Source organism: Chitinophaga hostae (assembly GCF_018224885.1).
Classification (GTDB): Bacteria; Bacteroidota; Bacteroidia; order Chitinophagales; family Chitinophagaceae; genus Chitinophaga; species Chitinophaga hostae.
Window position 1 is genome coordinate 505,927 of the sequence record NZ_JAGTXB010000001.1, and the last position, 22,633, is coordinate 528,559.

Annotated in this window: 19 protein-coding genes; 11 read left to right on the forward strand and 8 right to left on the reverse strand. The window is 45.0% G+C overall.

All coding sequences use genetic code 11. The features are described from left to right. The first annotated feature begins 2 nt into the window (after window positions 1-2). On the forward strand, window positions 3-926 hold the full coding sequence (locus KE626_RS02085; RefSeq protein WP_211971223.1) for a PfkB family carbohydrate kinase: 924 nt from the start codon (window positions 3-5) through the stop codon (window positions 924-926). Between the two features lie 263 nt (window positions 927-1,189). Here KE626_RS02085 and KE626_RS02090 read toward each other — a convergent pair whose 3' ends face one another. Beyond that, the gene (locus KE626_RS02090) at window positions 1,190-1,984 is read right to left on the reverse strand and encodes a S1/P1 nuclease (protein WP_249207206.1); all 795 of its coding nucleotides are present in this window, start codon (window positions 1,982-1,984) and stop codon (window positions 1,190-1,192) included. 103 nt (window positions 1,985-2,087) lie between these two features. Between KE626_RS02090 and uvrB the strand changes: the two genes are divergently transcribed. The 4 genes from uvrB to KE626_RS02110 all read left to right on the forward strand — a co-directional run bounded on the left by uvrB (window position 2,088) and on the right by KE626_RS02110 (window position 8,135). Continuing rightward, window positions 2,088-4,142 (forward strand): excinuclease ABC subunit UvrB, encoded by a 2,055-nt coding sequence (uvrB, locus tag KE626_RS02095; RefSeq protein WP_211971224.1) that lies wholly within the window; start codon window positions 2,088-2,090, stop codon window positions 4,140-4,142. 409 nt (window positions 4,143-4,551) lie between these two features. Continuing rightward, window positions 4,552-5,943, forward strand: coding sequence for an ammonium transporter (locus KE626_RS02100; RefSeq protein WP_211971225.1), 1,392 nt, complete (start codon window positions 4,552-4,554; stop codon window positions 5,941-5,943). A gap of 290 nt (window positions 5,944-6,233) precedes the next feature. Then, the gene (locus KE626_RS02105; protein ID WP_211971226.1) at window positions 6,234-7,319 is read left to right on the forward strand and encodes a porin; all 1,086 of its coding nucleotides are present in this window, start codon (window positions 6,234-6,236) and stop codon (window positions 7,317-7,319) included. A 156-nt stretch (window positions 7,320-7,475) separates the two neighbouring features. Then, window positions 7,476-8,135 (forward strand): DUF2461 domain-containing protein, encoded by a 660-nt coding sequence (locus tag KE626_RS02110; RefSeq protein WP_211971227.1) that lies wholly within the window; start codon window positions 7,476-7,478, stop codon window positions 8,133-8,135. 218 nt (window positions 8,136-8,353) lie between these two features. Here the strand turns inward: KE626_RS02110 and KE626_RS02115 are convergent, their stop codons facing one another. Both KE626_RS02115 and KE626_RS02120 read right to left on the reverse strand, forming a co-directional pair. Further along, window positions 8,354-8,572 (reverse strand): hypothetical protein, encoded by a 219-nt coding sequence (locus KE626_RS02115; RefSeq protein WP_127042883.1) that lies wholly within the window; start codon window positions 8,570-8,572, stop codon window positions 8,354-8,356. A 351-nt stretch (window positions 8,573-8,923) separates the two neighbouring features. Next, window positions 8,924-9,913 carry an aspartate-semialdehyde dehydrogenase gene (locus tag KE626_RS02120; protein ID WP_211971228.1) on the reverse strand — a complete coding sequence of 330 codons (990 nt, stop codon included), beginning with the start codon at window positions 9,911-9,913 and terminating at the stop codon, window positions 8,924-8,926. Window positions 9,914-10,060: 147 nt separating this feature from the next. Between KE626_RS02120 and KE626_RS02125 the strand changes: the two genes are divergently transcribed. The 3 genes from KE626_RS02125 (at window position 10,061) to KE626_RS02135 (ending at window position 14,489) form a co-directional block, all read left to right on the forward strand. Next, window positions 10,061-11,770, forward strand: a complete 1,710-nt coding sequence (locus tag KE626_RS02125; RefSeq protein ID WP_211971229.1) for a lamin tail domain-containing protein — start codon at window positions 10,061-10,063, stop codon at window positions 11,768-11,770. A gap of 93 nt (window positions 11,771-11,863) precedes the next feature. Further along, entirely contained in the window at window positions 11,864-12,547 is a 684-nt protein-coding gene (locus tag KE626_RS02130; RefSeq protein WP_211971230.1) for a DUF5606 family protein, read from the forward strand. A 220-nt stretch (window positions 12,548-12,767) separates the two neighbouring features. Beyond that, entirely contained in the window at window positions 12,768-14,489 is a 1,722-nt protein-coding gene (locus KE626_RS02135; RefSeq protein ID WP_211971231.1) for a M3 family oligoendopeptidase, read from the forward strand. A gap of 113 nt (window positions 14,490-14,602) precedes the next feature. Here the strand turns inward: KE626_RS02135 and KE626_RS02140 are convergent, their stop codons facing one another. Together KE626_RS02140 and KE626_RS02145 are read right to left on the reverse strand one after the other, a co-directional pair. After that, window positions 14,603-15,037: a Fur family transcriptional regulator gene (locus tag KE626_RS02140; protein ID WP_211971232.1), complete on the reverse strand. Its 435-nt coding sequence runs from the start codon at window positions 15,035-15,037 to the stop codon at window positions 14,603-14,605. Window positions 15,038-15,049: 12 nt separating this feature from the next. After that, entirely contained in the window at window positions 15,050-15,676 is a 627-nt protein-coding gene (locus KE626_RS02145) for an SCO family protein (RefSeq protein ID WP_211971233.1), read from the reverse strand. 202 nt (window positions 15,677-15,878) lie between these two features. Here KE626_RS02145 and KE626_RS02150 point away from each other — a divergent pair, with 202 nt between their 5' ends. The 3 genes from KE626_RS02150 to KE626_RS02160 all read left to right on the forward strand — a co-directional run bounded on the left by KE626_RS02150 (window position 15,879) and on the right by KE626_RS02160 (window position 20,113). Further along, window positions 15,879-16,298: a MerC domain-containing protein gene (locus KE626_RS02150; RefSeq protein WP_211971234.1), complete on the forward strand. Its 420-nt coding sequence runs from the start codon at window positions 15,879-15,881 to the stop codon at window positions 16,296-16,298. 31 nt (window positions 16,299-16,329) lie between these two features. After that, window positions 16,330-17,514: a GTP-binding protein gene (locus tag KE626_RS02155; protein ID WP_211971235.1), complete on the forward strand. Its 1,185-nt coding sequence runs from the start codon at window positions 16,330-16,332 to the stop codon at window positions 17,512-17,514. Between the two features lie 133 nt (window positions 17,515-17,647). Then, entirely contained in the window at window positions 17,648-20,113 is a 2,466-nt protein-coding gene (locus tag KE626_RS02160; protein ID WP_211971236.1) for a TonB-dependent receptor, read from the forward strand. Window positions 20,114-20,119: 6 nt separating this feature from the next. Here KE626_RS02160 and KE626_RS02165 read toward each other — a convergent pair whose 3' ends face one another. The 3 genes from KE626_RS02165 to KE626_RS02175 all read right to left on the reverse strand — a co-directional run bounded on the left by KE626_RS02165 (window position 20,120) and on the right by KE626_RS02175 (window position 22,292). Further along, window positions 20,120-20,791, reverse strand: coding sequence for a hypothetical protein (locus tag KE626_RS02165; RefSeq protein WP_211971237.1), 672 nt, complete (start codon window positions 20,789-20,791; stop codon window positions 20,120-20,122). A 55-nt stretch (window positions 20,792-20,846) separates the two neighbouring features. Continuing rightward, on the reverse strand, window positions 20,847-21,416 hold the full coding sequence (gene purN, locus KE626_RS02170; protein ID WP_211971238.1) for a phosphoribosylglycinamide formyltransferase: 570 nt from the start codon (window positions 21,414-21,416) through the stop codon (window positions 20,847-20,849). Window positions 21,417-21,542: 126 nt separating this feature from the next. Beyond that, window positions 21,543-22,292, reverse strand: coding sequence for a copper resistance protein NlpE N-terminal domain-containing protein (locus KE626_RS02175; protein ID WP_211971239.1), 750 nt, complete (start codon window positions 22,290-22,292; stop codon window positions 21,543-21,545). Between the last annotated feature and the right edge of the window lie 341 nt (window positions 22,293-22,633).

Consider the following 22,633-nt stretch of genomic DNA (forward strand, 5'->3'; position numbering starts at 1 on the left):
ACATGTCACTCACGGTTGTAGGTTCAATGGCGTTCGATGAAATCGAAACCCCCTTTGGCAAATCAGGTAAAATCATTGGTGGGTCCGCCGTTTACATTGCATGGGCAGCATCGAATTTTGTTAAGCCTATTAACCAGGTATCTGTAATAGGGGAAGATTTCCCCCAGGCAGAACTGGATGCACTGAAGACAAAGGGAGTAGCGTTGGAAGGTGTGCAGCTGAAACAGGGAGAAAAATCCTTTTACTGGTCAGGGAAGTATCATATGGATATGAACACCCGCGATTCACTGGCTACAGAACTGAATGTACTGGCAGATTTTCAGCCGGTTATTCCGGACAGCTACCAGGGAAGCGAATTCCTGATCCTCGGTAACCTCACTCCACAGGTGCAGATGAGTGTATTGAATCAGTTTAAGGTGCGTCCTAAGCTGATCGTGATGGATACCATGAACTTCTGGATGGAAGTAGCATTGGATGATCTGTTAAAAGTGTTAAAGAAAGTAGATGTGTTGATGGTGAACGACGGGGAAGCGCGGCAGTTGAGCGGCGAGTACTCCCTCGTAAAGGCAGCCCGTAAGATCATGTCTATGGGTCCCCGTTACCTGATCATTAAAAAAGGCGAGCACGGTGCGCTGCTGTTCTACGAGAATCATGTATTCTTTGCACCTGCAATGCCATTGGATGATGTATACGATCCAACCGGCGCCGGCGATACATTCGCCGGAGGGTTCATCGGACACCTGGCTAAAACAAAAGACATTTCCTTCGAAAATATGAAAACCGCGATCATCGTTGGTTCTGCTATGGCGTCTTTCTGCGTGGAGAAATTCGGTACGGAACGTCTCCGGGAAATTACCCATGAAGATATAGCCGCCCGCCTCGAACAATTTGTTCAGCTGGTGAACTTCGACATTGATCTGGTATAGCTTTTTAGCTTTTAGCCGTTAGCTTTTAGCTTTTAGTAAAAATGCAGCGGATTTGGTCTTGCCCAGGATTAGACTGATTTCCCTGATGATAAGATTTTATTTTTGATTTAAAAAGATTTGGGAAGATATAAGTGGATAAAGATTCACTTATGTCTTCCCAATTTTTTTCAATCTTCCTAAATCACAAAAAATCTTATCATCAGGGAAATCAGTCTAATCCTGGGCAAGACCAAATCCGCTGCATTTTTACTAAAAGCTAAAAGCTAACGGCTAAAAGCTTTATTCAATATCTCCGCTAATCGCAGCCCACCTTTCAGCAGTTGCTGATTTAAATCGTTTACAAAAACATAATTATACCGGTAACTGAGCTTTGCATCAGGCTGTGTGTAGGCATATATCTTGTCGGACAGCTGATGGGAGTCGTACATCCAATCGGCAATAGAACCGCTTTGTATGGCCTTAATCCGGGCCGGAGAAGCAATGTCCAGCGCTTTGGTGTATTCCGTATAGCTCAGTTGTTGAAAGTCGATCAGGTTTTCATCCCATACACGATGCAGGTTGGAAGGTTTGTCGAACCACATTACATTGATCTTATTGCCACCCATATCTTCATCCCGGCCTACATGCAACGGTTGATGCATATCCCCTATCATGTGTACCAGGAAGGATAACGCGAATAGCTGTTTCTCTTTTGACAGGGAACGGTTTTTCAGCTCTTTGATCATAGCTTGCGTTTCGGTGTACAGGTTTTCGCCGGTGGCTTCGCTCAGCAACTGGTTAAATTTGGCGCGGTCAATATTGGCCGGAAAATCGAGGTAATGCCAGGAGCTGGTGTGATCGTACTGGTGGGTGGTGTCTGATTTAATAAAATCAGGCCAGTTGGCAATCATGGCCATGCTTTGGCGTCCGAGAATGTTAGTCACCGCTTTACGTGCTTGCGGGGTAAGATGAAGCCAGGCTATTTCGGCAACGATACGATGGCCGTTAGGTCCCCATCCAAATGAGGTAAGAGGAAGCAGAAAGGCCAGTAGCAGGCCTAATAACATTTTATTTCTCATAAGTCCTTCTTGATATAAGTGACAAATTAAAGCTTCTTTTTTAACACTTCCACTTCCTTATTCTTTAGTATTTTTACAGATACTGCTCAAATACAATTTCAATATGTCATTTAAGATAAATGCTCCATATGCTCCTGCTGGTGACCAGCCGGAAGCAATAAAACAATTAACCCACGGACTCAACGAAGGGGAGCCATTTCAGACGCTGTTAGGGGTGACCGGTTCCGGAAAAACATTTACTGTAGCGAACGTTATCCAGGAAGTGCAGCGTCCTACCCTGGTGCTGACCCATAATAAAACATTGGTGGCGCAGCTATATGGTGAACTCAGGCAGTTTTTCCCGGATAACGCGGTAGAATACTATGTATCCTATTACGATTATTACCAGCCGGAAGCCTATATGCCGGTAAGCGACACCTATATAGAAAAAGACCTCGCCATTAATGAGGAGCTGGATAAGCTCAGGCTGAAAGCAACGGCTAACCTGCTGTCTGGTCGCCGGGATATTATCGTGGTAGCCAGCGTATCCTGTATTTATGGTATCGGTAATCCTACAGATTATGAAAATGGTATTATCCGTATTCAGAAGGGACAAACCCTGAGCCGAAATACGCTGTTACATGGCCTGGTAAATTCGCTGTACAGCCGTACTACGGGTGATTTTAACCGGGGTAATTTCCGGGTAAAGGGAGATACGGTAGATATCAACCTTTCCTATGTGGATTATGGTTACCGGATTACTTTTTTTGGAGATGAGATAGAAGAGATAGAAACGATTGATGTTCAGAACAGCAAACGTATTACCGTGGTGGATAATGCCGCCATTTTCCCGGCCAATATGTACCTGGCGCCCAAGGATATGATGCAGCAGATCATTTATGAAATACAGGACGAACTGAAGGCCCAGGTAGAGTATTTCAAAGCCAATGGCAAACTGATTGAGGCGCAGCGTTTATCCGAGCGCGTGAATTATGATGTGGAAATGATCCGTGAACTGGGGTATTGCAGTGGAATTGAGAACTATTCCAGGTTCCTCGACCGCCGTAAGCCCGGAGCAAGACCTTTCTGCCTGCTGGATTATTTTCCGAAAGACTTCCTCCTGGTGGTAGATGAAAGCCATGTGACCATCCCGCAGATTGGGGCCATGTATGGAGGCGACCGTTCCCGCAAGCTGAACCTGGTGGAATTTGGTTTCCGCCTGCCTTCTGCTATGGATAACCGTCCGCTGAATTTTTACGAGTTCGAGAATATGCTGAACCAAACCATATTCGTGAGCGCCACACCGGGTGATTATGAATTAAAGAAAACGGAAGGTGTGGTGGTGGAACAGGTGGTACGTCCTACCGGTTTGCTGGAACCACCTATAGAAGTGCGACCCAGCGTAAACCAGGTGGATGACTTGCTGGAGGAAATAGATAAACGTGTGCAGAAGGGTGATCGTGTGCTGGTTACCACGCTCACCAAGCGTATGGCCGAGGAAATGGATAAATACCTGGGCCGTATTAATATTAAGTCGCGTTATATCCACTCTGAGGTGGATACACTGGAGCGTATTGAGATCCTCCGGGATCTGCGATTGGGTAATATAGATGTATTAGTGGGTGTGAACCTGCTGAGAGAGGGACTCGACTTACCGGAAGTGTCGCTGGTGGCCATTTTGGATGCGGATAAGGAAGGTTTCCTCAGGGATGAGCGTTCCCTTACTCAAACGGCTGGCCGTGCGGCGCGTAATGTGGATGGCCTGGTGATCTTTTATGCGGATAAGATCACAGAAAGCATGCAGCGCACCATTGATGAAACCGACCGCCGCCGGGAAAAACAGGTGGCTTTTAATATAGAACATAATATTACGCCCAGAACGGTACGTAAAAGTAAGGAACAGATCCTGGGACAAACTTCCGTATTGGAGATCAAGCATTTCGACGAAAATTCCCCTATGGCAGTACATGACGAGGTTCAGCTGGTGGCCGAAGATGCGATGGCCTGGGCTAAAACCTCTGCAGCCGCGGTGAAAACCATTCCGCAGATAGAGAAGTCAATTGCCAAAGTGAAAAAGGACATGGAAAAGGCAGCAAGGGATCTGGACTTTATGGAAGCGGCCCGTTTGAGGGATCAAATGTTTGCAATGGAGCGCGAATTGTTAGAGATGAAGCAATAATCGGCTTCCTTGTTTAAGAACATTATATGTAATTATTTGTAATGTATTTGACTGTTTTTCCAGTTCAAAATAATAAATATTTAATTTATAATATTTTATTTATCAGGTGTTTATGCGTCAATCTCTCACCTTACAGTGATGCGTGCACCTGGTAAATTTGAAAATTGTTAACCTTTCCTTAACTCTCTGTATAAAACATTGATATACAAATTATTGTGTCCTTTTTTAGCGGATTTTATTTTCCTGATATGACGAAAATTAATAATTAATATTGTAATTAATTATTATATGATTGACTTAATCCTAAATATTGTACCCGATATTCAAATATTTCTATTTTTAGGTGCTTCTATTTGATGTTTTAAATTTCAGACCTACTTTTATTTAAGAAATTTAAAAATCAAACGCTATGAAGAAAATATCATTTCAGGACTACCTTCCCTTCATATTCCTTGCGGTTATAGCAATTATTGGAATTTTTATCCCTGTTCTACCAAATTTTGCTGATGCCAGCAAATATAATTCCGCTGATATTGCCTGGATTTTGGTAGCGTCTTCTCTGGTATTTTTGATGACCCCCGGTTTGTCCTTCTTTTATGGAGGCATGGTAAATAAGAAGAATGTTATTTCTACCATGATGCAAAGCTTCATTGCTACCGGTTTAATCAGCGTAGTATGGTTAGTGGTTGGATTTAGCCTGGCGTTTGGTAAATCTTATCATGGTATTATAGGTGATCCGAGCACATTTTTTATGTTTAAAAATGTAGGTTCAGGAGCTCCCTGGAGCCTGGCCCCCACTATTCCGTTGTTACTGTTTGCACTCTTCCAGATGAAGTTTGCGATCATCACACCTGCGCTGGTAGTAGGTGCGGTAGCAGAGAGGATCCGTTTCACTTCATATGTACTTTTCATGGTGTTATTCAGTTTGCTGGTATATGCGCCTATTGCACACTGGACATGGCATCCTGATGGTATCCTGTTTAAATTAGGTGTCCTGGATTTTGCAGGTGGTACAGTGGTACACATTTCTGCAGGTTGTGCTGCTCTGGCTGGCGCCCTGGTACTGAAAAGAAGAAAGGATCACATCGAAAAGAAAGAATTACAGCCTGCAAATATTCCATTTGTATTACTGGGTACCGGTTTACTCTGGTTTGGCTGGTTCGGATTCAACGCAGGTTCTGCTTTGAGCGCTAACGCCCTCGCTGCTTCTGCCTTTGCTACTACTAATACTGCTACTGCTGCTGCCGGTTTATCATGGGTATTCTTTGATGTGATCCGCGGCAGAAAACCATCAGCGCTCGGCTTCTGTATCGGTGCTGTAGTTGGTCTGGTGGCCATCACGCCTGCTGCAGGTTATGTTGGTATCCCGCAAAGTATATTTATCGGTTTCATTGCTGCTATCATTTCTAACATCGCTGTACACTGGAAATCAAAAACCAGCATCGATGATACACTGGATGTATTCCCTTGCCATGGTTTAGGTGGTATGGTGGGTATGTTGCTCACCGGTATCTTCGCTACCAAAGCAGTAAATGAAGCTGGTAACAACGGCTGGATGTATGGTAACTTCGATCTGTTCAAAAACCAGGTACTGGGTCTGTTGCTGGTAGTAGGTTACAGCTTCACAGTATCATATGGTATCTTCAAGCTCATTAACCTGATTCACCCGCTGCGCGTATCTGAAGAAGAAGAAGAACTGGGCCTGGATGTTACGCAGCATAACGAAAACTATCACCCTTCTCTGATCAGTATCTCAGATAATGGTTCCCTGAAAGAAGAAGACGAACTGGTTCACTCCTGAAAAAGCATGCCGTACTACGGCATCACAAATGAGTTACGGTTCTTTGAATATGATCTTTATCAACTTTATTAACATATACTTTATGTTGTAAGAACCTGGAATGGATAATTGGTAGTTAAATCGCTGTAAAGAAGTGAAACTCGCACCAATCATTGGCTACCGGTTATCCATTCCTTCTATTCCTATTCTGATTGTAGCATTATCAGAAGGCACGCGTACACATCCCATAAAACAATCTGCAAGAAAAGGCCGCACCAGTACTTACCATTTTATCAATCAAATTTTTAAGTATGAAAAGAATGTTAACGACCTTATTTGCTATGGGAATCTCCCTGGCTGCCATGTCTCAATCCACAACGGATACTACAGCTGCACCGGCTTTCAAGCTTTCCGGATCTGCGGATGTATATTATAAATATAATCTCAACGGCAACAATACTGATAATAAAACCAGTTTCACCAACTCTCATAACTCCTTTGAATTAGGAATGGTATCCCTGAAAGTGGAACATGGATTTAAAAAAGGTAGTATCGTTGCTGACCTGGGCTTCGGTAAAAGAGCGGGAGAATTTTCTTATAATGATGTACCTGGTTCTTCAAATGGCCTGTCTATGGCCATCAAACAATTGTATGTTTCCTATCAGCTAACCGAAAAAGTAAAAGTGAGTCTCGGTAGTTTCGCTACCCATATCGGGTATGAACTGGTAGATGCCTACGCCAACAGGAACTATAGCATGAGCTATATGTTTAGTTACGGTCCTTTTTTCAATACAGGCGTGAAGGCTGATATCGCCATCACTTCTTCTTTAAGCGCCATGGTAGGAGTATTCAACCCTACCGATCTTAAATCAGTATCCCTTAACAGCCATAAATATATTGGTGCTCAGCTGGGCTTTGCTCCTGCAGAAACACCCATCAAATTATACCTGAATTACCTGGAAGGAAAAGATACTTTTGGCATACAGAATCACCAGGTAGACCTGGTAGCGACTTATCAGATCAATAAAGTACTGGGACTTGGTTATAACGCCACCTACAGCACCTATTCAGATACCCGTGCTCCTAAAAGTACCCGCGAAAACGCCAAATGGTGGGGTAATGCGCTCTACGTAAATCTCGACTTTACTGATAAGATCGGGTTAACCGTACGCGGCGAATACTTCAGCGATAAAGACGGTGTAAAAGTATTTGGCGCTTTCCCCAAGGGAGGAAATGTAGTAGCCGGTACACTCACGCTGAATTATAAGGTAGGAAACCTTACTATTATGCCGGAATTCAGACTGGACAAGGCTTCTGTTGACCTGTTCAGTAAGTCAGACGGCAAACCTTACGATATGACATCCAATGTGCTGTTAGCTGCTACTTACCATTTTTAAGGGAGCAGAAGGCTGAAAGCAGAAAGTAAAAAGCTATTGAAACGAAGGATTAATCCGGAAGATTGCTATCCGCTTAGTTCGTTCGCCTCAATAGCTTTTTGCATTCTGCTTTCAGCCTTCTGCTTTTTGTATTATCTTGCTGCAAAAAGAGAAATAATGTTGCAGCCGTCCACGTTAAAATTTCTGAAATCTCTCAGGCTGAATAATAATAAAGTTTGGTTTGACGAGCACAGAACCGAATACCTCGCCGCAAAAGCTGATTTTGAAAGCCTGGTACAGCAGCTGATAGATGGTCTTGCCAGGCAAGACGCCACTATGCAGGGGCTGCAGGTAAAAGACTGCGTGTTTCGTATTTACAAAGACGTCAGATTTTCAAAAGATAAAACCCCTTATAAAACCAACCTTGGCGCTTCTTTCCAGGTAGGTGGCAAAAAATCCACGCTCGCAGGGTATTATTTTCAGCTGGAACCGGGAGGCAACAGTTTTGCAGGAGGCGGTATATGGATGCCGGCAGCTCCCGAATTGAAAAAGCTTCGCCAGGAAATTGACTATAATTTCCGTGAATTCGAACAAATCATCTCTAATAAGGATTTTATTAAACACTTCGGGAAAGTAGAGGGAGAAGCATTGAAAACGGCGCCGCAGGGATATCAGCCGGATAACCCGGCCATTGCCTATTTAAAGCTGAAAAGTGTGATTGTATCTCATCCGTTTACTGATGAAGCATGTACACAACCTACCATGGTAAAGGATATTCTGAAAACATTTGCGCTGATGCAACCACTGTTGCAATTCATTAACCGCGCGATGGATTGATAAAAGTAGTTTATTAGTTTATCAGATAAATATCCGGTTTAGTAATTACCTGTTACTAACATATATATAGCGCCTGCAAACAACATTAAAAAAGCAAGTCCGCAAACGATACCAAGTATCCAAACCAATACATAGGCAAATGGTTCTCTGTTTTCTCCTGGTAACTTCATGTCAGCTACATATCTGATAAACTAATAAATAACTCCTGGCTTCCCAGGTTAATTCTTGTGGATCAGGAATTCAAACGGGCGTGCTTTGCGGTTCTTCAAAAGATTCTCCTTGTCCGTACGCGCATGTGCAAACCGTTGATTGTAAACATTGGCCACCTCTATAATAGGTATAATTCCGTCCAGTGTATCCTGCTGATCAACAATGTTCATGATCCGTGATACCTGTGAAGAGAAATTAGTGCTCCACTCTTCGGTGAACTTGTGCATTAACAGAAGCTCGCGATTGGTGTTGGTTTTCATAGGACTTAAGGGTGTTTTCTGATTAGAAAATAACGAAAAAATACCGGCATTTCTAAAATTGGACTGCTCTTCTTTTTCAAAGAGTTTTAGTTGGCATAGGATTATTACTACCAAAATTGGATTTTATCCCGCACAAATCAATACTACTTCCGTGTAATTTTTAAGCTTTTTATGTTATCGTTATATGAATGACATAAAAAAGAGCAAGCGGTAAATCGCTTGCTCTTAATGAGTTACAGATATGTTTTCGTATAGTCATATACGGGAGCTGCACTTATGGGTACATTGAACCCTTAATTACATAGCACAACAGTATGATTACAACCAGTTTTTAGCACTGAGATATTCTGCAATCTGTACTGCGTTAGTAGCTGCCCCCTTCCGGAGATTGTCTGCTACTATCCACATATTCACTGTTTTAGGTTGTGTTTCATCCCGGCGGATACGTCCTACAAACACCTCGTCCTTGTCGTGCGCATCTTTAGGCATCGGATACTGGGCTTTAGACGGATCGTCCACAACTATCACTCCTGGCGTTTTTCCAAGGATGCTGCGTAATTCCGCTACATCGTATTCATTTTCAAATTCAATATTCACTGATTCACTATGACCACCCATTACCGGAATACGTACAGTCGTAGCCGTTACAAGGATGCTGTCATCTCCCATAATCTTTTTTGTCTCGTTTACCATCTTCATCTCTTCTTTCGTATAGCCGTTCTCGAGAAACACGTCTATCTGCGGAATAACATTCAGATCTATCTGGTAAGGATAAGCCATTTCACCACTAACACCTTGTCTTTCATTCATTAACTGTGTAACCGCTTTAACACCGGTACCTGTTACTGACTGATAGGTAGACACTACCACCCTTTTGATCTTATATTTTTCGTGCAATGGTTTCAGTACCAGTACCATTTGAATGGTAGAACAGTTAGGATTGGCAATGATTTTATCTTCCCGGCCAATAGCATCCCCGTTTACCTCAGGAACTACCAGTTTCTTGGTAGGATCCATTCTCCATGCACTGGAATTATCAATTACTGTAATGCCTGCCGCCGCAAATTTGGGCGCCCATTCCAGGGAAGTACCACCACCTGCGGAAAAAATCGCCACATTGGGCTGCATCGAAATAGCCGTATCAGCACTTACCACCTTCCAGGTCTTGCCCTTAAATGTTACTTCCTTACCAACGGACTTCTCAGAAGCCACGGGAATCAATTCTGTAACCGGAAAATTCCTTTCCGTTAACACCTGTAACATTTTTGAGCCTACCAGTCCGGTCGCTCCAACTACGGCAACTTTCATTTTGTTTTACATTTTAAATTTTGGAAGCCCAAAATTAATGTATAGCAAGCGCTTTTCATAGCATTAAGAATTTTTTTTGCTGTTTGCATGGCATTAACAGCGCGTAACATTTTGAATACTAAGTTTGAGTGCTATAAAACCCATAGTATGATGAAATTACCCATTGTTTGTTTATGCCTGCTGCTGCAGGCTTTCAGCGGTTTTACGCAAACTGCCGGTATTTATGATGTTATTATTCATGAAATAATGCCCAAGCCCTCGCCGGTAGCCGGATTGCCGCCATATGAGTATATAGAGTTGCGGAATGTAAGCCGGCAACCCGTACAGCTGAAAGATTGGCGGATAGCCGTCAATAAGCGCGAAGTGGCGCTCCCGGCATATTTGCTCCCGGCCGACAGCCTTCTCGTATTGTGCACACCCGCAGCACTAAATAGTTATAACCTCACCAATACCTGGGGAATAGATCGTTTTCCCGCATTGGCAGATGATAGTGCGCTGATTGTATTATACGATCCGTTTAAAAAAGTAATACACGCGATTGACTATAACCAGGGCTGGTACGGCGCCCAGCGGCCTAAAGGAGGCGTCAGTCTTGAAATGATCAATAGTGGCTTACCCTGCAGTGGAAAACTAAACTGGCGTGCCAGTACCGCTGTTGCTGGCGGCACACCCGGGAAACTCAATGCAGTGGCCGCCACCACAATAGACAACACCCGTCCTGACCTGCTCTTCGCCACCATTCCGGATAGTATGCATATATTATTGCAGTTCAGTAAAACGCTGGATAGCCTGTCTGCAGCAGATCCCGCACACTATCTGCTTTCCGGCAGTGCAAAAGTGCTGGGCTGCACCGTGTTACCCCCTTTATTTAACAGCGTACAATTACAACTCTCAGCTCCTATCCTTGCTCAACAGGAATATATATTAGGTATTAATGGGTTGGAAGACTGTAACGGTCAGGTCAGCGGTATCAATACCAGCGTAGCCCTGGGCATACCGCAACGTCCGGAGAAATGCGATGTGGTGATTAATGAAATCCTGTTTTATCCGCCCGCCGGCGTGCCGGAGTTTATAGAACTATATAATCGCAGTCATAAATCAATAGAGCTAAGTCAGCTGCGTGTTTGCGCCAGGAAAGCAGATGGCCGGTTTGAGCCGCTGAAGAAAATAACCGCTGGGGGCCGGCTCCTGATGCCCGGCGGGTTAGTGGCCATTACCACAGATGCTTCGCTGCTATGCCGCCACTATATGTGCAGGGCGCCGGAAAATATACAGGAGGTAGCTAGTTTGCCGTTGATGCCTATGGAAGCCGGCCGTATAAGCCTGGTGCTGGCCGATAGCACCATCATAGATGAGTTGCCGTATACAGACGGGCAACATTTCCGCTTAGCCACGGAGCTGCAGGGTATATCATTGGAACGCCTGGGATACGACCTGCCTTCGGCGGATGGCGACAGCTGGCATTCTGCTGCGGCTACCGCCGGTTATGCGACCCCGGGCGCTGCAAATTCCCAACACAGACCGGCAGCGGCAGACTCATTGAGTATCGTATTGTCGCCCGCCGCCTTTACACCGGATAATGACGGAATCGACGATGAGATGCAGGTTTCCTGGAAATTGCCCGCCCCTGGCTTTGTTGCCAATATTATTATTTATGATCTGCGGGGTAAACCGGTACGTTACCTGGCGCGTAATATGTTGCTGGGAAATAGCGGATATTTGCCCTGGAATGGAATTGGAGAAAATGCAGTAGTTTTACCATCAGGTATTTATATATTTTTTATAGAAATATTTAATCTCAGAGGACAGGTGAAACGCTGGAAACGCACGGTGGTCATGGCACGAAAGTTGAATTGAGCGATCCCCCCGTTGCGGGCTTTTTGCAGGTCAAAAATAGCAGCGGGCAATCTATTATAATTATTTATATTTGCGCTTCCTAAAAATTTGAACATGCAGTACAGAGAAATTGTTGCAGTAACCGGATTGGGCGGTTTGTTTCAGTTAGTAGCCAGCAAACAAGATGGCGCCATCGTAAGGTCACTGGAAGATAAAAGTACAAGGTTTGTATCTTCCCGCGTGCATAATTTTACTCCACTGGAAAGTATTGAAGTATTCACTACCGGCGAAAACGTAAACCTGGCAGAGGTATTCAAAGCCATGGATGAAAAAGCAGCGACATTCCCGCCTGCAGCAGGTAAAGCAGATAACAATGCTATCAAAGCTTATTTCAAAAACGTATTCCCTGAATTCGATGAAGACAGAGTGTATGTGAGTGATATGAAGAAAATGGTGAAATGGTTTGGTATCCTCAAAGCAAACGATCTGTTGAAATTTGAAGAGATCCTCGCTGATGGTGAAGGTGAAGTAGAAGAAGTGGCTGTAGAAGAAACCGCTGCTCCGGAAAAAAAGAAAAAAGCAGCTCCTGCCGCCAGTGAGGCCGCAGAAACTGTAGCTGAAGAAAAGGCTAAAAAGCCGCGTGCTAAAAAAGCCACAGCTGAAAAAGAAGAAGGTGAAGAAGGCGCTGAAGAAAAAGCACCTAAAAAGGCCAAAGCAAAGAAAGAAGACGCGCCGGCAGCAGAAGGTGAAGAGCCTAAAAAAGTTGCCAAACCACGCAAGAAGAAAACAGAAGAATAGCAAGAATCAGCAGTATAAAGCTAAAAGCAAAAGGCAGAAAGCATAAAGCTATTATAGCGAATGACCAGAGCGATTGTTATCCGCTTTCGTCATTCGCTATAATAGCTTTATGCTTTCTGCCTTTTGCTTATTTTAACGATTCTTTTAACCGTTTCCCTCTTGCATTCGCGCAAAAATTCCTAAATTTCTATATTCGATAAATTCAAAAATATTTGATAGCATGGATAATTTAAGTGCAGATATAAAGAAACTCCCCCGTCAATTTCTCCCGGAAGATTTTAAAGTAACTACCTGGGATGGCCTGCAGCCTTACTTTGAAACCCTGCAGCAAAGAGCCATCAACAACGTAGCCGACCTGGAGAAATGGCTGAAAGATATGAGTGAACTGGAAGCCGTAATCAGTGAAGATGCTTGCTGGCGCCAGATCCGCATGACCTGCGATACCAATAACAAGGAGCTGGAAGAAGCATTTACTTACTTCTGCATGGAAATTCAGCCCAAACTGCAACCATATGCAGATGCACTGAACAAGAAATTGCTCGAAAGCCCCTTCAAAAAAGAACTGGATCAGGACCTGTATAAAACCTACCTCCGCAATGTGGAGAAGCAGGTAAAGCTTTTCCGCGAAGAAAACATCCCCATCCAGGCAGAGCTTAGTGTAATGGCACAACAATACGGTGTAATATCCGGGAGAATGGCCATTACTGTGAAAGACCAGGAGTATACGCTGCAACAGGCCGCCAAGTTCCTGGAAAACAGCGACCGCGCACTGAGAGAAGAGGTATTCACTAAAACGGCTACACGTCGTTTGGAAGACAGGAAAACACTCGACGATTTATATACCGGCCTCGTAGCAAAACGTGATCAGGTGGCTAAGAACGCTGGTTTCGCCAACTACCGCGATTATAAGTTCGAGGAACTGGGGCGCTTCGATTATACCAAAGAAGATGCATTCCAGTTTCATGCAGCTATCAAAGCGCATATAGTACCGCTGGTGCAACAGATTCTTGAAAAACAAAAGGAAAAGCTGCAACTGGATGTGCTGAAACCCTGGGACACCGACGCAGAGCCGGTTGGCATTAAGCCTCTCGAACCCTTCCACAGCGGTGAAGAACTGGTTAATAAAGCCATCGAAACATTCGATGAACTGGGACCATTTTTTGGTAACTGCCTGCGTGTAATGAAACAAATGGGCCGCCTGGACCTGGAAAGCCGCAAGGGCAAAGCCCCCGGAGGTTATAACTGTCCCCTGCCAGAAACCGGCGTACCATTTATTTTCATGAACGCCGCCGGCCAGATGAAAGACCTGACTACCATGGTGCACGAAGGAGGCCATGCTGTACACTCTTTCCTCAGTCATCACTTGTCGCTCAGCGCTTTTAAGGAATATCCGATGGAAATCGCGGAAGTGGCCAGTATGAGCATGGAACTGTTTACCATGGACCACTGGAACATCTTCTTTGACGATGCCACACAATTGCGCCGCGCCCGCCTGCAACAGCTGGAGCGTGCTATTACTATATTCCCGTGGATTGCCACCATCGATAAATTCCAGCATTGGGTATATGAACATCCGCAACACACCGTTGCAGAACGTACTGCCAAATGGCTGGAGATTCTCAACGAATTCTCCCCTGCAGTAGTGGATTGGTCAGATCATGGAGATTACCGTGAAATCATGTGGCAGAAACAATTGCACCTGTTTGAAGTACCGTTCTATTATATTGAATACGGTATTGCTCAACTGGGCGCCATAGCCATGTGGAAACAATACAAGGAAAATAAAACCCAGGCGCTGAATAATTACGTACAGGCGTTGAGTTTAGGTAATACTAAAACCTTACCGGAGCTGTATAAAGCGGCTGGAATTAAATTTGATTTTTCTCCGGCATATGTAAAGGAGCTGGCCGATTTTGTGAAAGCCGAAATAGAGAAAGTCTAAAGCGGAAAGCGGAAAGCAAAAAGCTATTGAGGCGAATGAACAATAGAGATGTTAATCTTGTTAATGTGTTCATTCGCCTCAATAGCTTTTTGCTTTCCGCTTTCTGCTTTTCGCTACTTGCAGGATTTACATACCCCACTCACTACCACTTCCACATTATGTGCAGCATAACCTTTTGGAAGATGTATCTGCGGCACATCTGTTTCTTCTAAACAGATCGTATTACCACATTCCTCACATTTGAAATGGATATGATGATCATGGTGATCATGCTCGGAGCATTCCGATTTGCATAGCGCATATCGTACGGAAGTATCGGTGGTGGGTATTTTATGAATGATGCCCTTATCGAGGAAGGTTTGTAATGTACGGTAAACGGTTACCCGGTCAAATGATTTGCCGGCCAGTTTCTCAAAATCGCTGTGCTCCAGTGCCCCGCTGCTTTTCATAAACAGCTCCAGGATCCTGGTCCTGGTTTCTGTTACACTCAGTTTGCTTTCGCGTAGGAGACTGCCAATTCTTTCTGTTATTTGTTGTTTGGTGCCCATGATGAAAAAACTTTATTCTTCCATTAAACGGTCTATGTCCGTAATCAGCTTATCTATATCTGCCTGTTTGGTGCCTTCATACAAGCCCCGGATCTGTCCTGTTTTATCAACCAGCGCAAACCACTGCGTATGTACAAAGTCTTCGTCGCCGGTATAGGTACCGTCGTCTACCAGGTAGCCTTGTCTGGCTAAGCGGTACAGCTGCTTTTTATCGCCGGTGAGGAACCACCAGTTCTTAGCATCCGCGCCATGTTTGTCTGCATACGCTTTCAATACCGGCACACTGTCGTGCTCAGGATCTACGGTATGCGACAGGATCAGGAAATTCGATTTGTCTTTATATTTTGCATACACCTTGTCCATATTGGCATTCATCTTCGGACAAATACCGGTGCAGGTGGTGAAAAAGAATTCAGATACGTAAATCTTGCCGGCCACATCTGCTTTTGCTTTTGTGTTACCGTCCTGGTCTGTAAACGAAAATCCGGGTACGGTATGCCCCGGGGCGCCCAGGATCGGAAGTTTCTCTTTTCCTATAAATGAGCCTGTCTGTCCTTTGATCACATAAGCGGAGTAAGCGAGAAAACCCGCGCTCAGCACCACAAAAAACGTAATCAGTATAATTGCTTTCTTCGACATAGGTATAATCCCTGTTTTATTCAATATACAAAGGTAGCACATAGTTAACAGATGCCCAGCAGCGTAGTTGTCCAATACTTTTTTTAACACGCCTGCAACATTTTACAGTTGATAAAATAAATTATCTGAGTAAATGCTTAAATTTAATTTGCAACATTGTTGCAAATTTATGTAGTTTTGTTGGGATAGAAAAATTGGGGATATGGAAGATAATATCATGAAGCGGGTAAGCCTGGATGCCATCGGAATAGGCGCCTCCCTGGCCTGCGCGGTGCATTGCGCCTTGTTGCCGTTACTGATTACGATACTGCCGCTACTGGGCTCCAACATGCTGGAAAATGTGGCGCTGGAGTATGGGCTGCTTTCTTTCTCCTTCCTGGTTGGTTGTTTTTCACTGGGGCGGGGATATTTCAGGTATCACCGGCGTGTTGCTCCCCTGCTGTTGTTTGTGCTTGGTTTTGCCCTGTTGCTGGGCGGCCACTTTGGTATAGCGGGTGGCTATTGGGAACCTGCAATAATTTTCGCCGGCGCTGTTGGTGTAACGGGCGCGCATATATTAAATATCCGCCGTTGTAAGCAATGTGTGGGGCCTCACTACCATCACCGTTCTGAAGCGGCGTAGCAGATTATCCGGCACAATAAATAAATCACATATGGAAAAATTACCGGTTACGGTGCTGAGTGGCTTTCTCGGCGCGGGGAAAACTACTTTGCTTAATCACGTGCTGCACAACCGTGAAAATTTGCGTGTAGCCGTTATTGTTAATGATATGAGCGAGGTGAATATAGACGCGCAGTTGGTTAGGAATGAAAACGTTCTTCATCAAACAAATGAGCGACTGGTGGAAATGAGTAACGGTTGCATTTGCTGCACGCTGAGAGAAGATTTGCTCAAAGAAGTAGCCGCCCTGGCGGCAGAAAAACGCTTTGATTATTTATTGATAGAATCTACGGGCATATCAGAGCCTGTACCGGTGGCACAAACCTTCTGTTACCAGGACGAGGCCAACGGTATTGATCTAAGCAAGGTAAGCCGGCTGGATACTATGGTAACGGTGGTCGACGCCTTTAATTTTATTAATGACTACAGCAGCATTTCCCATCTTCATGAAAGCGGATTAACCGATGATGCTGCCGATCGTCGCACTATTGTAAACCTGCTTACTGACCAGGTAGAGTTTGCAAATGTTATTGTGCTGAATAAATGTGACCTCGTGACGCCCGGGATGCTGGGAAACCTGAAAGCAGTGCTGCGTAAGCTCAATGCACAGGCAAAGATCGTAACAGCTGTAAAAGGACAGGTACCCCTCAAAGAGCTTCTGAATACAGGTCTGTTTGATTTCGACACCTTTTCCCAAAGCGCCGGATGGCAGGCAGAACTGGAGAACGAGCATATTCCCGAAACAGAGGAATATGGTATTTCCTCCTTTGTATACCGCAGCCGGAAGCCCTTTCACCCCGAACGCTTCTGGCAGTATATCAACGAAAGCTGGCCGGGAAATGTGATCCGCAGCAAAGGCCTGTTTTGGCTGGCTTCCCGGCCCGAAACAGCTATGAACTGGAGCCAGGCCGGCGGCTCCCTGCGCGCTGAAAGAGCTGGTTACTGGTGGTGCGCCATTCCGCGCAACCAATGGCAACTGGATCCCGAAACCTATGAACTCATTAATAACCGCTGGGATGAACGCTTCGCCGACCGCTATAATGAATTGGTTATCATTGGTCAACACCTGCGGGCACATGACCTGATCATGGACCTCGATGGCTGCCTGTGTACGGAAGCAGAAATCAATCGCTTTCAGGAAGGCCAGTTTTTTAAGGATCCTTTTCCTGATATTTAGGCCGGACTAAAAAATAATTGAGACAAGTGTAAAAATAGATGATAGTTTTGTTGAAAATTACAGCTCGGAAGTGTAATCATTGTTACTATCCTTGAAATCCCCGGCTGTATTAAAACCTACATTTTTAAAACGCATGAAATATTTATCTACCTTACTATTTTTATTCTGTCTAACTGCATCAGCATATGCCCAACAGGGAGTATTAAAAGGAGTTATTGTTAACCGGGATCGTAAACCGGTGGAATTTGCCAACATTGCCATTCCTGCATTGCACACTGGCGCAACCGCCAACCAGCAAGGCGCTTTTAATATTAAAAATATTACGCCCGGTACCTATGATATTAAAATTTCGATGGTAGGATATCAGTCTGTAACCATTCGGAAAACTATTGCAGCAGCGCAAACCACCCTGTTGAACATCTCCCTGGAAGATGATTTGTCAAAACTCAATGAAGTAGTGGTTACCGGCGTTTCCCGCGCAACCGCAGTACGCAAAAATCCTATACCCATTGCCGTTATAGGAAAAAGGGAAATGAATATGAATGTGAATAATAACATCATCGATGCTATTATAAAAGGCGTACCCGGTGTGAGCGCAGTTACAACCGGTCCCAATATTTCAAAACCTTTTATCCGCGGTTTAGGCTACAACCGTGTACTGACCTTGTTTGACGGCGTACGCCAGGAAGGGCAACAATGGGGCGATGAACACGGCATTGAAATAGACCAGTACGGCATTTCCCGTGCAGAAGTGGTGAAAGGGCCTGCCAGTCTTACTTATGGCTCCGATGCCCTCGCCGGCGTCATTAATATGATCCCTGATATCCCGGAATTAACGCCGGGTAAACTACAGGGGAGTTTCCTCGCTGATTACCACAGTAATAACGGAATGGTGGGCACTTCACTCGGACTTGCCTACAGCCGGAACGACTGGAAATATGTATTTCGCGGCACTGCCAAAGCCGCACACAACTACCGGAATAAAGTAGATGGATACGTATATGGTACCGCCTTCCGTGAGTATAACCTTACGGGACTGGCAAGAGTGGATAAAGCCTGGGGGCATTCCCAGTTTGGCGCCACCCTCTACGATAATACACAGGAAATCCCCGATGGCAGCCGGGATTCTCTTACGCGCAGGTTTACAAAACAGGTAAATGAAGAAGATGATGATATAAAGAACAGGCTGCTGGTGCCTGATGATGCGCTGCGTTCCTACACCATTAATCCATTGCATCAGCATATACAGCATTACCGGTTTTATAATCACACCAGGCGTAACCTCGGCAAGGGAGATATCAATGCCATGATAGGTGTGCAGCAAAGTATACGACGGGAGTACAATCACCCCCAGATGGTGGAGCAGCCGGGGTTATATGTAGTATTAAATACGCTGAACTATGATGTACGCTACAATTTGCCGGCCATCAATGGTCTCGAAACCACCGTCGGTATTAATGGGATGTACCAGTCCAACAAAAGTAAAAATGGCACCAACTTTCCCATACCGGATTATAATTTATTTGATATCGGCGGTTTTGTTTTTGCGAAGAAATCTTTTGGTAAGGTAGATGTATCCGGTGGTATTCGTTACGACAGCCGCAGCATCCGCTGGAATGATTTCTACGTAGGGCCCAATAAACAAAATGGCTTTGAGCAGCATGTATCATTACCGGATACGGCCGGTGCGCATTTGCAGTTTCCGCGGTTCAGCCACCGTTATACGGGTATATCCGGCAGCCTCGGCGCTACCTGGAATATCAGCGAGCGCATACTGGTTAAAGCTAATATTGCGCGCGGTTACAGGGCTCCTAATATTACAGAGATTGGTTCCAACGGTCTTGATCCGGGAGCGCATATTGTATATCTTGGTAACAGGGGTTTTAAGCCTGAGTTTAGTTTGCAGGAAGATATTGGCATACAGGCCTGGTTACCGGATGCCGACATCAGTGTTGAGTTGTTTAATAATAATATTGAAAACTATATTTACCAGGCAAAACTATACGATAATACCGGCAACCCCGTGGTAATAGTGCCCGGGAATGCCACCTACAAGTATCAGCAGTCGGCTGCTCAATTGTATGGCGCGGAAGTAACGGTAAATCTTCATCCGCGGAGCATTGCGTGGTTAGCGATGAATAACAGTATCGCCTACACGCAGGGGCGTAACCGCAATGCTGAAATGATCCGGCAGCATGGCGATGCTGCACGTTATCTGCCGTTTATACCGCCTACGCATATACGCAGCGAACTGAAGGCTACCACCCAACGTAACCACGGCGTGTTTTCAAAAACCTATGTCCGGGTAGAGGCGGATGTGATAGCCGGTCAGCCGCATTTTTATGGGGTAGACGATACCGAAACATATACACCCGGGTATACGCTCATTAATGCCGGTACCGGCAGCAGCATTGTAGGAAAAAACGGAAAAACGATCTGCGAGATATTCCTGCAGCTGGATAATATCTGGAATGTTGCCTACCAGGCTAATATGAACAGGTTGAAATATTTTGAATATTATAGCTCCTCTCCTAACGGACGGCTGGGTATCTATAATATGGGAAGAAATTTCAGTGCTAAAGTAATCGTACCTTTTTAGGTACGGTTACCACAGCTTGAGCCCCATTTTTATACCGATCTGTAAGCTGGGTAACACGCTCACCATACGGCCATTATTCAGGGATACTTTATTATCATCGAAGTGATAGGTGTTGTACTGGTAAATTTTGCTGCGTACACCGATGCCAATAAAAGGATCAAGTATGAAGCGGTCTTTTGTAAACTGCCGTCCTATCAATAATTGAAGCCCGATTACGCTTTTATCACCGGAGTCAGTATAGGTGGCATCCTGGAAGGTATGGTCTTCGTTAGGATAGAAAACTTTCTTAAAAAATACGATGGGCTCAAAGTAAGTACCGGCCGCCCTTGACGGCGCCATTTCCCTGGAAATAAGATAGAGGCGTGCGCCTACGCGAAAACCAAGGCCCCGGCCATCAACAAACTGTTCGGTACTGATATCGGGTTTCTTTTGTCCAATATCAATTTTTTTTGCCAGTACATAGTCCGGGTAATCGGTATAAATACCACTGATACCTACTTCCAGGCTGAAGTTATCTGATATCTCCTGTTCGAGTGATATATCCAGTTCATTTATCAATGTGGCGGGATTCACCTTCAGATAGGTATTTCTGCTCACTTGTTTCTTCTTACCATCCTGTGCAAAAGATGATAATATGAGCGAACAGCATAACCATGATAATAGCAGTGTCTTTTTCATACAGTTGTAAGGGTTAGACTGGCTTTAGGACCTTATTCCTGGCGTATGTCAGCCTTTAAAGACTGGTCAATAATCGTTCCACAATTACCGGAAACCATTGATGCTCCAAGGCCTGCACCTTTTTCGCAACTGTTTCGGGCGTGTCTTCCGGTGTAATGATACAGCGTTCCTGGAGGATCGTTTCACCGTCGTCATATTTTTCGTTCACATAGTGTATGGTAATACCACTTTCTTTTTCACCTGCGGCTATTACTGCTTCATGTACAAAGTGGCCATACATTCCTTTGCCTCCGAACTTCGGCAGCAGGGCCGGGTGGATATTGATGATACGGTTAGGAAAGGCCTGGACCAGGTTGGCGGGTATTTTCCATAAAAAGCCAGCCAGCACCACAAAGTCGATCTGTTGCTCCTTTAATAACTGTACATATATATCTGAATGGAAGAACGGTTCCTTTTCTATTAATATAGCGGGGATACCTTCGCGTTCGGCGATCTGTAAAACACCAGCACCTGCTTTGTTACACACAATGAGGGAAACCCTGCCTTTGTCCGAATTCCTGAGATGATCTATAATTTTCTGCGCGTTGCTACCTGCACCCGAAGCGAATATGGCGATATTTTTCAACTAACTCTGTTTTAAACCGTAAAATTACGAATTAGGAATTACGATTTCCGGATTTGTGGGTAAATAGTACACACCTGGCGCACCATTATATATTGACAGTAATCCGTAGCCCCTGATTCGCCGGTTTTATTTCAGGTATTCGCCACAGCCCTGGTAGGTTTTATCTTTAATTTGTACCTGTACGGTGTTGGCCCGCATAAAGCCGCTCATGTCGTCGGCGCACATGGTATTACGGATGCTGATGGTGATGCCCGGGGTGGTATATACCTTTAATGTATCAGTATTAGGCTTTGCTGCTGGCAGGGTGCTTTGCAGGCTGTCGCCGGCGGCGGTGCGGAAGTTGATTTTTTTATTATCAAGATCGAGGCTCCAGAAAGGTTCGTTGCCATTGGCGGTAAACCGGATACCGGCTTTAGCTTTATCGGCCAGTAGTTGCCGGCGGTCGCCCCCTTCTACCGGTTTCAGGACATAGTTGCTGGCCAGTACGCCTTCGATGCGTTTACCTTTGGTATCGAGCAGGAGTAGTTTTCCCTCGGATGCCAGGAAGGAGCTGCTGTCGGTTTTCTTTTGGATCACGATGGTGGAGTCAGATGTTTGTTTCCAGGTGCCGGTTTCCACGGTGGCGATTCCCTGTCCTCTTCCCTGGTAGGCAACCAGCTCACTGAAAGTATGGTCGTCGTACAGGCTTATCTGGTAGTCCATCCCCGGGCAGTCGGCGCAAGGCAGCGTGCCCTGGTAGGTGCCGGTAATATGTGTAGGTGTGGAGGGACCTGGTGCGGGTGTTTGTAAGGTACTGTCCGTTTGGCTGGCCGGGGGATTGTTGTTACAGGCGGCAGCAACGGCCAGGAAAATGGGGAGGAGGATGCTTTTTTTCATGGGACCGAGTTTTTAGCAGCTGATTGAACATTCTGGTTCGCTGGCAGGTTATTATGGGTAAAAATAACAACTCTCGCAGAAATTAACCACGCTGACAGATAATATATTATATTGTGTAAGGAAGGATATAGGGGACCACTATCTGATTTTCATCTACATCTATTATAGTTATATCCCCGGAAACCTTGACCCACGTTATGATGTAGACGAGCCTCCACAGGGGAATCAAACTTTCAATCAAAATAATAAGTTTTGAAAGGATATATTCGGCGTTGAGATCAAATAGGCCAGCAGTAAGACTTCCAGCTCAATCTTCGTTAAAAAAACGGCCAAAAAAAGGC